Raw genomic sequence first — 10,375 nt, forward strand, 5'->3', positions numbered from 1 at the left:
AACCCGCGACCGTCATCGCGCTGGCCTCGACTGACGTGCTCACCGCCGCGCACGGCCTAGCCGTCGGTACCGCCACCGGACTCACACCGTCCCGCCGGTCCCTGCACGACCTACCACTCGGCGACAGCCCGGCGCGCGGCACACTACCGAGTCGACGCCGAGCGTCGGCGGCGTGCTGGAGCAGCACACCACCGTCCTGCCGGCACGGCGATTCCCCCGCGGGACCGACACGCTGATTCCACCGGACGGCGACCTCGGCCCCGTCCCACGCCCGGCGGCTCCCGAGGCCGGCCGCGCCATCTGAAAGCGACAGACTGACCGCCTTCAAAGCGACTCACGCGAGGCGGTCGACTGGAAGCGTTCCGTGCCCCGACGCCGCGACCTTGGCGTGGTGACCCGGTTACTCTGGGAGCTCGTTGGTGGGATGATGCCGGTTCGGGCCGTTTCGGGTGGCGGCCGGTGGCTTCGGGGGGTGGCGGGTCGTGGCCGAGGGCCTGTCCTCGGCGGAGGTCACGGCGCTGGCCACGGCCTTCACCGACCGGCGGGCGGCGCTGCACGTCCTGACCGCGGCCGGGCTGCCCGTGCACCGGGTGCCGATGGGGGACGGCTCGCTCAGCTCCCAGGAGTTCTGGTCGGAGATCTCGAGCCTGCTCGCCAACGGGATCGTCATCGCCGGGCGCGCCCGACTGCTGGCCGCGGCCCGGCAGCGGCAGCCGGCCGCCGAGGCGCTGTTCGACGGGGCGAGCCTCGCTGGCGGTGAGGCCGGCCTCCCCGTCCGGCCGCCGCCGCAGCCGGACGGGCGGATCGAACCAGTCGCGTGGAACGTGCCTCGGATGGCCGGGCGGTTCCTCGGCCGGGGTGACGCGTTCGACCAGCTTGACGCGGCGCTGGCGCGATCACCGCTGGTCGCGGTCACCGGGCTCGCCGGGATCGGCAAGACTGCGCTGGCCGCCGAGTACGCCCACCGGCACCGCGCCGACCTGGACGTGGTCTGGTGGATCCCGGCGGCACGGCCCACCCTCGTCGAGGATCGGGTCCGCGCCCTCGCGCCGCGTCTCGGCCTGCCCCCGCACACCGAACCCGAAGCCGTCATCACCCACCTCGACCGCGCCCACTGCCGGTGGATGATCGTCCTGGACGACCCGGCCGGCCCCGACCTGCCCGACTGGCTGCGCCCGGCCGAAGATGGCCGGCTGCTGGTGACCTCCCGCGACCCCGCCTGGGACGTGCACGCGGCGACCATCCCATTGCGCCCGCTGGCCCGAGGCGACTCGGTGGCGCTGCTCGCCGACCGCGTGCCCAGCATCGACGCGGACACCGCCGGGCTGATCGCCACCGAACTCGGCGATCATCCCTTCGCCCTCGACCAGGCCGCCCACCGCATCGGCGACGCCCGTCTCTCCCCCGACGCCTACCTCGCCGCCCTCGCCACCGACCGCACCGCGATCCTCGCCCAGGGACGGGTACCCGACCGGCCCGGCGTCACCGTCATCCGGCTCTGGGACGACGCGATCCGCGACGTCACCGCACGGCACCCGGATGCCGCCGCGCTGCTGCGCCTCGCCGCACACGGTGACGCCACTCCCCTACCCCTGCCCCTGCTGACCGCCGGCCCGGACGCGATCCCCGACGCCGACCTGCGCGCCGCCAGCCGCGTACCCCTGGGCGTGGACGACACCGCCGCCGTCCTCGAACGCGCCGGCCTGACCCACCGCGACGGCGACACGCTCACGATGCACCTCCTGGTCCGCGACGCGGTGCGCGCCCACACCACGCCGGACGCCTCCGCCGAGGCGGTCGACGGCCTCGGCCGGATGCTGCACGCCGCCCTGCCCGAGCAGATCACCGCGAACCCGGACGCCTGGCCAGCCTGGCGCGACCTGCTCCCCCACGCACTCGCCACCCTGGAGGCCACCGCCCCGGCCGACGACAGCCCGCACACCACCTGGCTCGCCGAACACACCGCCGCCTACCTCACCGAGCAGGGCCGCCCCGACCAGGCCGAACCGCTCGCCGCCCGCGCGGTCGACGCCCACGTCCGCCTCGACGGCGACACTCACCCCGACACCCTCACCGCCCGCGACGTCCACCTCCGCGCCGCCCTGAACGCCGACCACCTCGCCATCGCCGGCCCTCTCGCCGAACGCAACGCCACCGACCGAGCCGACCTCCTCGGCAACGACCACCCCGACACCCTCACCAGCCGCGAAACCCTCGCGCTCAGCTACCAACGCGCCGGCCACCACGACCACGCCACGGCCCTTTTCGAACAGAACCTCAACGCCCGCACCCGCGTCCTCGGCGACAACCACCCCGACACCCTGGAAAGCCGCCACCGACTCGGCGCCGTGCTCGTCGACGCCGGCCGCAGCCAGGAAGCCGTCGAGATGCTACGGCCGACGCTCGAGGACCGCCGTGAAATCCTCGGTTCGGACCATCCCCGGACGCTTGAAACCCGTCAACAGCTCGCGATGGCCTACACCCGCCTTGGCCTTTCGGACGATGCCATCGTTCAGGCCGAGACGGCGCTCGATGGCCGGGAGCGGGTGCTCGAATCCGAGCATCCGCATACTTTCGACAGCCTCCAGCACCTCGGCGATCTGTACCGCAACGAGGGCCGCTTGGACGAGGCCACCAGCGTCCTTGATCGCGCTCTGAGCGGACGTGGCGACATCCTCGGCGCTGACCATCCGCGCACCCTGGACAGCGCCTACGCGCTGGCGCGGACCCACCTCGACGCCCGCCGGACCGACCTCGCCGGGCCCCTGTTCCAGCGCGTGCTGGACAGCCAGGCCGAGAACAAGGCCGAACGCGACCATCCATTGACCATCCGATGCCATGAGGGCCTTGCCGCAACCGAACTCGCCCACGGCCGTCCGCGCGCCGCCGAACCCCACCTCCACGCGGTGCTCCGAAGCCGGGAACGCGCGCACGGTCTCACGCACCCGGACACCATGCAGGCACGGGAGAACCTCGCGTCCCTCTACCGCGTCACCGGGCAGCATGGGGAGGCCCACCCTCATCTGGAACGCCAGTTCGCCGCTCGCCGCGCCATGCACGGTGACGCAGATCCTCGTACCCTGCGCGCCGGTGCGATCCTCGCCGACACCTACCGCCATCTGCCCGACCGGCTACCCCAGGCCGTCGACCTGCATGAACGTGTCCACTCCGCTCGCTACAGCACCTTCGGCGCGCAGCATCCCGACACCCAAGCCAGCCGCTCCGAGCTCATGGACACCTACCGCCAGACCGGCCAGCCCATCGACGCTGTCCACCCGCACCGCCGCGTCCTGGCCGACACCGACGACAGCATCCGACGCGACGAGCCACCGGTCACAGAGCGGCCGGAGATCACCTCTCGGCCTGTACCGCCTGAGCGACCGAACCGCATCGAGCCCCGCGGCCCAGGACCATGAGGAGACGTCAGCGATGATCCGCTGAGCCCTCGGAGCCGTCGCCCTCTTCGGAGTCGTCCTCGGTCCGGCGACCGAAGTTCTCCATCCGATCGAACAGGCTCTGCCGCGGCTCGGCGCCCTTGTGCGGTCCGCCGGTGTTCGCCTCGGGATACGGATGCCCGTCGTTCTGCCGGAAGTTGGCCTCCGTCTCGGCCAGCAGCTCCTGCATCAACCGATCCATGCTCTCCCGGTCCCGCTTCTCGGCGAGCTCGGCGAACTGCCGGTTCGTCACCTCATGGTCGTCGCGGGCGTTCCAGGTGCGGGTGAAAGAGCCGTCCCAGTCGACGGGGCGCAGGGGCTTGGGTGCGGGCTCGGTCGGGTCCGTGTCGGGGGTGGTCTCGTCCTGCGTGGGCTCGTCGGGGTCGGGGGTCTGGGGCACGGCGGTCCTCCGGTGGCTGGGGCTGTCGGTAATCATCCCACTGCTACCGGTTCGCCATGCGCGGTGCGGCGGGGCCGCCATCCGAGCCGGCTACCACCCGCGCCCGGCTGCACCGATATGCCGTCCAAGCCCGCTTCATACAGTATTGTCTCGGATACTAAGAAGCAGGATGAGACTGGATCGCCGAGGGGGCGCCGCTCGTGGCCGAGCCGGTCAGACAGCCGCCGATCGACTTCCACAATCATCGGCTCCGGGCCAACGAGGCTGGTGGCCGGCACGATTTCGAGCAGATGATCACTTCGCTGGTCGACACGCTGGAGGGGCCGGCCCACACCGTGCGGGCCGCGCCCGGCGACTGGGGCATCGATGTGTTCGTCGGCGACCTGACCGACCGAGTCCTGATCTGGCAGGCGAAGTACTTCATCGACAAGATCGGTGGCAGCCAGGTCAACAACATCCGGTCGTCGTTCACGCGGGCCTGCGCGGAAGCGTCCGACCGTGGCTATCGCATTGACGCATGGACGCTGTGCATCCCGGTGGACCTGGACGGGCCCAGCCATCAGCGGTGGGAGCGCTGGCGCGCGAAGCAGACGCGCGAGACCGGCATCCCCATCGAGCTGTGGAGCGCCGACCGCCTACGCACGCTGTTGATGGATCCGAGGTGCGACGGAATCCGCTCCTACTACTACGGCCAGTCGGCACCGCGCCCGACCGCGTCGGTGCCCTCGCGGCTGCTGCTGCGACCCGATGACGAGGTCGTGGACGTCACCACGGCCGATGCCGTCGGCTGGCGTGGTGGCCTCGAACTGCGCCTCGGTGACGCGAGTTATCTGCTGCACGATCCGGTCGCCCGGTGGACGGCACCGGATCGCGCGCTGGTCCGGTGCGAGGCGGGCGGGCAGGAGCTGAAACCCGCGCCGCGCCCGGTGCGCATCCGTCATCTCCAGGTACGCCGCCGCACCGACGAGGCCCGCCGGTGGATCGTCGGCCTGCGACGGCAGGCGGACCTGATGGAGCAGCTCGGCGGCCAGTCCGGGCTGCCTGTGCTGTATGCCCGGCACGGCCTCGGTGCCGGCATCGAGGCCCATGGCGGTGCCGCGACGCTGGTGATGTCCGCCCCGGTCGGCCGCTCCTGGCGGGAGGTGCACGGCCGGGCGTCCACCCGCGCGGGCGCGGACCGGCTCGCCGCGGCCGCGATCCTCGCGGACGCGGTGGCGCTGTGCCGCACCATCGAGACGCTGCACCAGCACGGTCACGCCCATCTGGCGCTGACGGCGGACGACGTCCTGCTCACCACGCCGGCGCGAGGAGGCGCTCGCACGGCCGCCCTGCGTGACCTCGGCCTCGCCGGACTGCCCACCGCGCAGCCGCATCAGGCTGGTGGAACGGATGGTGCGCCGCCCGCTCCCGAGCAGCGCGTCCGCCACCGTTTCGGCCCCGGCCCGCAGGCGCGCCCTGGCCCGGCCGCGGACGTCTATCAGATCGCCGTCCTGGTCCGCGCCGCACTCGGCCATCCGCTGGCCGTCCCCTCGCCCGGTGCGCCCGCGATACCGCCGCCACCCGAACCGCCGGGCCATGGTGCGCCGGGACCCGGTCTACCGAGTTCTGGTCTGCCGGGTTCTGGTCTGCCGGCTGACCTGGACGACCTGCTCGCCCGGGCGCTCGCGTCCGATCCGCAGCGGCGCCCGCGGATCGACGTGCTGGCCGCGGGGCTGCGTGACGCCCGCCATCGCCTGTCGGTCGGCCCCCGCCCGGACCAGCAGCGCGAGGCGCGGTCGTGACGACGCGACCGGTCACGCTGCGCTGGCCGCTGGCCGTCGTCCCGTCGCGCAGGGTCATCGACCTGCTCGACGGCGAGCCCGACCGGCTGATCGGCGAACTCACGGAGCTGTCGGCGCAGGGCGCGCTGCCGGCCCGCCTCGAGCCGAAGCGAGACGATCCCAACCAGTTGCGGCTCGTCGTCTACGCCAGCCGACACGTCGCGTCGCTGTACGTGACGAACAGATCGGACGGCTACACCCTGGGCCACGTCGCGCCGCGGACGTTCCGGGACGAGGACCGGCTGACCACCGCCGCGCTGGTGCTGCACTGCCCGTCCGGCTGGCGGGCGTTCGCCGACCTCCGCGACCTGCCGCGCGGACGCAGCACGTTCGACCAGCCGTGGTCGGCGCAGTGGCCGGAGCTGACCCGGGCCTGGGCGGAGCTGTCCGCCGCGATCACCGCGGGCACGCCGGACGCGGCCGGGCTGCCGGGAGCACCGGCGCCGGGCAGCGCGCTCCCCCCGGCGCACCGGCGCTATCTGGACCTGGTCGGACAGGTCATCGACGCCAGCCGCGACATCGAGGTCGCCCGCCAGGAACTCGCCCCGCCGCTGCCGTACGCGCGCCGCGAGGCGACCCGTGAGCAGCGGTATTCCGGCCGGGGGGTGTACGCGTTCCACCTCGCCCGGCCGGGTGGGGTGACGGCGGGCTCGCTGGTGCAGCTCGCCGATCGGCCCGAGATCCGCGGCCGGGTGGTGCGAGTGGACGGACGGGAGCTGATCGTCCGCTTCGAGCAGACGGTCGACTTCGGTCAGATTCCCCCGCAGGGCGCGTTGCGGGTGCTGCCCAGCGACCGGGTGTACCGGATCCAACGGTCGGCCGTGGAGATGCTGGCCGCTGGCCAGGCGGCGAACCCGGCGCTGCTCGCCAACCTCGTCGACGGCGTTTTCCGGCCCGCCGAGCCGGATCCGGTGGCCGAGCCCCGCGCCAGTCTGGACGACGAGCAGCGCGACGCGTTCCGCCGGGCGCTGACCGTGCCCGACCTGCTGTGCGTCCTCGGCCCGCCCGGCACCGGGAAGACCCGGACGATCGCCCAGATCGTGCTGGCCTGCGTCGCCCGTGGCCAGCGGGTACTGATCACCTCGCACACGAACCGGGCCGTCGACAACGTCCTGGAGACCCTGTCGTCCGAGGTGCACGCGGTGCGGGTCGGCAGCGAGAGTTCGATGACGGCCGCGGCCAGGGAACTCACCGTCGACAGCCAGGTGGAGGCCGTGCGCCGCGACATCCTGCGCGACACCGCGCTGCTCGACCGGCTGACCGCCTTCGACCAGCATCGACCGGTGCTGGTGCGGTGGCTGGAGTATCTCGGCACCCGGCGGGCCGCCGCGCGCGATGCCGACGCCGCGGCCCGCGTCGCGGAGCAGGCGCTCGACGCGGCGGTCGGCACGCTGCATCCGCAGCTCGTCGCCGACCGGCAGCGCGGCGACGCGCAGGCACAGCGGTGGCAGGCCCGGACCTCCCAGCTGGACGAGTCCCGCGCCGGGCTGCACGCGTCCGTCAGCGCCCGCGAGGCCGCCGCCGATGCCGCGTCCGGCCTGGTCGGCTGGTGGCGGCGCTGGCGGCTGGACCGGCTGCGCGCCCGGCTGGAGCGGACGGCGGCCGAGCGCGCCGCCGCGGCCGCGGAGCTGACGCGGTCGGTGGCCGCGCTGCACGCACTGGCCGCGCAGATCGCCACCGTGACCGACGCGGACCCACGGCTGCAACCGCTCGCCGCCGACCGCGACCGGTCCGCCGGGGAGCTGGCCGGCTGTCACCGGGACATGGCCGAGGCCGCCGCGATCCTCCTCGGCGCGCTGCGCCCCCTGCTGGCGGTGCCCTCCGCGCCGCCCTCCCCGGACGACGAGGCCGGCTGGGACGGGTTCACCGCCTGGGCGCAGGAGGCATGCGACACCGTGCGGGCCCGCGGTGCGCTGCTGGCCGAATGGCGGGCGCGGATCGGCGACGCGGAGACCGAGCTCGGCCACGAGCTGGTGCGCTACGCGGAGGTCGTCGCCGCGACCTGCGTGGGGACAGCGTCGAGCCCGCTGCTGACCGACCTCGTCTTCGATGTGGCGATCATCGACGAAGCCGGGCAGATCTCCACTCCGAACATGCTGGTCCCGATGGTGCGGGCCCGCCGGTCGGTACTCGTCGGCGACCATCATCAGCTGCCGCCGTTCCTCGACGAGGACGTGAAGCGCTGGTCGGCGCAGCTCGCCCGCGACGGCGAGGTGTCGGCGGCGGACGCCCGGGAGATCGGCGAGCTGCTCACCACGAGCGGCTTCGAGCGGCTGTTCCCCCGGGTCGGCCCGGATCGACGGGTCGAGCTGATCCGCCAGCGCCGGATGCCCGCCGAACTCGCCACCTTCGTCTCGACCGCCTTCTACGCGGGCCGGCTGCGCACGCAGCACGACGGCGGCGGTGGTGACCCCGTCTTCCGCAGTCCGTTCGCGATGATCGACACGTCGGATCGTCCGCCAGCGGCGCGAGCCGAACGGGCGCTGGCCGGCACCGAACCGTGGCAGCAACGCGGCTTCGACAACGAGCTGGAGGCCGAGCTGATCGCCGCCGTCGTCGCCCGCTCGGCCACCGCGTTCGAGGACTGGGCGGTGATCGTGCCGTACAAGGCGCAGGCCGCGCGGATCGAAGCAGCGCTGGCCCGTGAACTCGGCGATCCCGGCCAGGTCGCGGAGAACGTCGGCACCGTCGACTCCTTCCAGGGCGGCGAACGCGACCTGATCGTCTATGGTTTCACCCGAAGTAATCAGACCGGCTCGGTCGGCTTCCTCACCGAGCTGCGCCGGCTCAACGTCGCCATCACCCGGGCGAAACGCCAGCTCGTGCTCGTCGGCGACACCGCGACCCTGTGCTCATCCTCCGACGCCGCGTTCACGGCGATGGCCCGCGGCCTCGTCACCTACCTGCGGGCCCACGGTGATCTACGGGGATCCGTCGAGATCGGACGCCTGCTCGGGGAGCGCGGATGACAGCGGTGATCTACCCGCCGCGCCGTGCGCTGGAGAGCGCCGCGGCGATCCCCGGGGTCCGGCCGCTGCGGCTGTTCGCCATGCTGTGGCCGCTGTGGCAGGTCGAGATCAGCGCGGACGTGCACGACCCGCAGTCCTACGAGGTCCTCGACCGGTTCCTGATCCGTGCCGTCGCCGAGGGCCGGCTGGCCACCGTGGGCGAACTCGCCGGGTTCTTCTCGCTGCCCGTCCCGCTCGTCCGCCGCTGCCTGGACTTTCTCGCGACCATCGGCCACGTGACCCTGGCCGGGCCCGCGCCCGACCCCGCTGGTGACGCCCGGGTGGCGCTCACCCCGCTCGGCGAACAGTCGTGGCGGGCCGGGGTCCGGTACGTGGAGAAGAAGGAGGCCCGGCAGACGCTGATGTTCGAGCGGTTCACCGGCTGGCCGTTGCCTCGGGCCTACTACGACGGCAGGATCGCCGTCCTGCCCTCCCCCGAGGTGCCGGCCGACCGGGCCCCGGGGCCGACCCGGTTCCGCCACCTGTACACGCACGTCCCGCTGCGCCCCGGCGCGCTGGAGGCGCTCGCCGCCCGCCCCGACCGGGCCGAGTTCAACGTTCCTGCCGCGCTCGGCCAGATCCGCGCGTTGGGCACCCGCGAGGGCTGGCTGCCCTGCTACCTCGTCGAGACAGCCGGTCAGGGACTGCTCGCGTACACGGCGGGCGCCAGCGAACCCGACCCGTTCCTCGCCCAGGTCTGCCAGGAGGCCGAGGCGGCCCGGATGCGCATCGACGCGGAGGACGCCGGCGATCCCCGGGAGATCTGGACCGCCTGGCTCTCCCGGTTCACCCACGGCGCCGGCCTGGTCCGTCAGACGTCGACCGGGATGTGGCGGATCGTCCTGCCGGCGACCAGCTTCGGCGACGGCGGCCTGAAGCTGTACCGCCTCGGCTCGTTCGAGCTGTCCAGAAACCACATCGCCCAGCTCTGGTGCACCGACGATGCCACCCGCCGCGCCGCAGCCCGCGACCGTGCCCTCGCCATGACCCGCCGCCGCGACGTGACCACCCTCGACGGCCTGCTCCGCCTCGCCGAGCCCATCGCCCGCACCCTGGACGTCCCCCTCCCCACCCCCTCTGATCTGCGCGACCACGCCCGCGCCACCCGACGCCCGGACCTACTCGGCCGCCTCGACCAGCTCGGCCGCGACTGACCCGGCAATGCCGGTGACGGCAGCGTCACCGGCACACCATGGGGCTTGCGATCCCGTCACGGAAAAGGACATAGCGAGGAGATTCGCTTTGTCACGCGGCGGGGGTGTCAGTACCGCGCAGGATGTACAGGTCGTCTCCGAAGACGGCGGTAATCCGGATCTGGCCGCCGAGGGCTTGGACATAGCGCGCGATGACGTCAACAGTGGAAACTTCGCCCCGTTCGATCTGGGAAACCCGGCTCTTACTGACACCCATGTGCTCGGCGACGTCGGTCTGGGTCAGGCCGAGGAGTCTGCGACGTTCGGCGAGCCGGTAGCCGTCGATGTAAGCCTGGTTGCGCCTGCGGGCCTCGGTCAGAGCCTCCTCCCCGCCGGCGTCGGCGGCCAGGCCGGCGCGGACGTCGTTCCACCGGAGAAACTTGGTCATGAGCTGCCCTCCTCGGCTTCCCGTTCCTTCACGTACTCGACGTACAGCGCCTCTGCCGTTGCGAGTCATGAAGCATGAGTAAGCCTCTGCCTCGCAGCCGTCGTCGACAGGACGGCGCTCCCGGTCTGACCC

6 protein-coding genes are annotated in these 10,375 nt (G+C 73.0%); 4 read left to right on the top strand and 2 right to left on the bottom strand.

The features are described 5' to 3' along the window. The first annotated feature begins 482 nt into the window (after positions 1 to 482). Complete coding sequence (locus tag MXD60_RS22340; RefSeq protein ID WP_248821296.1) at positions 483 to 3,416, top strand: tetratricopeptide repeat protein; 2,934 nt, start codon at positions 483 to 485, stop codon at positions 3,414 to 3,416. Between the two features lie 7 nt (positions 3,417 to 3,423). Here MXD60_RS22340 and MXD60_RS22345 read toward each other — a convergent pair whose 3' ends face one another. Beyond that, the gene (locus tag MXD60_RS22345; protein WP_248821297.1) at positions 3,424 to 3,834 is read right to left on the bottom strand and encodes a hypothetical protein; all 411 of its coding nucleotides are present in this window, start codon (positions 3,832 to 3,834) and stop codon (positions 3,424 to 3,426) included. Positions 3,835 to 4,124: 290 nt separating this feature from the next. Between MXD60_RS22345 and MXD60_RS22350 the strand changes: the two genes are divergently transcribed. From MXD60_RS22350 to MXD60_RS22360, 3 genes are read left to right on the top strand one after another with little or no spacing between them, the layout of a single operon-like run. Beyond that, positions 4,125 to 5,615: a protein kinase family protein gene (locus tag MXD60_RS22350; RefSeq protein ID WP_248821298.1), complete on the top strand. Its 1,491-nt coding sequence runs from the start codon at positions 4,125 to 4,127 to the stop codon at positions 5,613 to 5,615. Continuing rightward, positions 5,612 to 8,623, top strand: coding sequence for a DEAD/DEAH box helicase (locus MXD60_RS22355; RefSeq protein WP_248821299.1), 3,012 nt, complete (start codon positions 5,612 to 5,614; stop codon positions 8,621 to 8,623). Before MXD60_RS22350 ends, MXD60_RS22355 begins: the two co-directional genes overlap by 4 nt. Next, on the top strand, positions 8,620 to 9,816 hold the full coding sequence (locus MXD60_RS22360; protein ID WP_248821300.1) for a hypothetical protein: 1,197 nt from the start codon (positions 8,620 to 8,622) through the stop codon (positions 9,814 to 9,816). Before MXD60_RS22355 ends, MXD60_RS22360 begins: the two co-directional genes overlap by 4 nt. A gap of 91 nt (positions 9,817 to 9,907) precedes the next feature. Here the strand turns inward: MXD60_RS22360 and relB are convergent, their stop codons facing one another. After that, positions 9,908 to 10,243 (bottom strand): type II toxin-antitoxin system RelB family anti-toxin, encoded by a 336-nt coding sequence (gene relB, locus MXD60_RS22365; protein WP_248821301.1) that lies wholly within the window; start codon positions 10,241 to 10,243, stop codon positions 9,908 to 9,910. Between the last annotated feature and the right edge of the window lie 132 nt (positions 10,244 to 10,375).

It is taken from the genome of Frankia sp. AgB32 (genome assembly GCF_023243045.1).
Taxonomy (GTDB): domain Bacteria; phylum Actinomycetota; class Actinomycetes; order Frankiales; family Frankiaceae; genus Frankia.

Coding starts and splice junctions, on each gene's coding strand:
- relB (WP_248821301.1), bottom strand. CDS start 10,243: ATGACCAAGTTTCTCCGGTGGAACGACGTCCGCGCCGGCCTGGCCGCC.
- MXD60_RS22350 (WP_248821298.1), top strand. CDS start 4,125: ATGATCACTTCGCTGGTCGACACGCTGGAGGGGCCGGCCCACACCGTG.
- MXD60_RS22360 (WP_248821300.1), top strand. CDS start 8,620: ATGACAGCGGTGATCTACCCGCCGCGCCGTGCGCTGGAGAGCGCCGCG.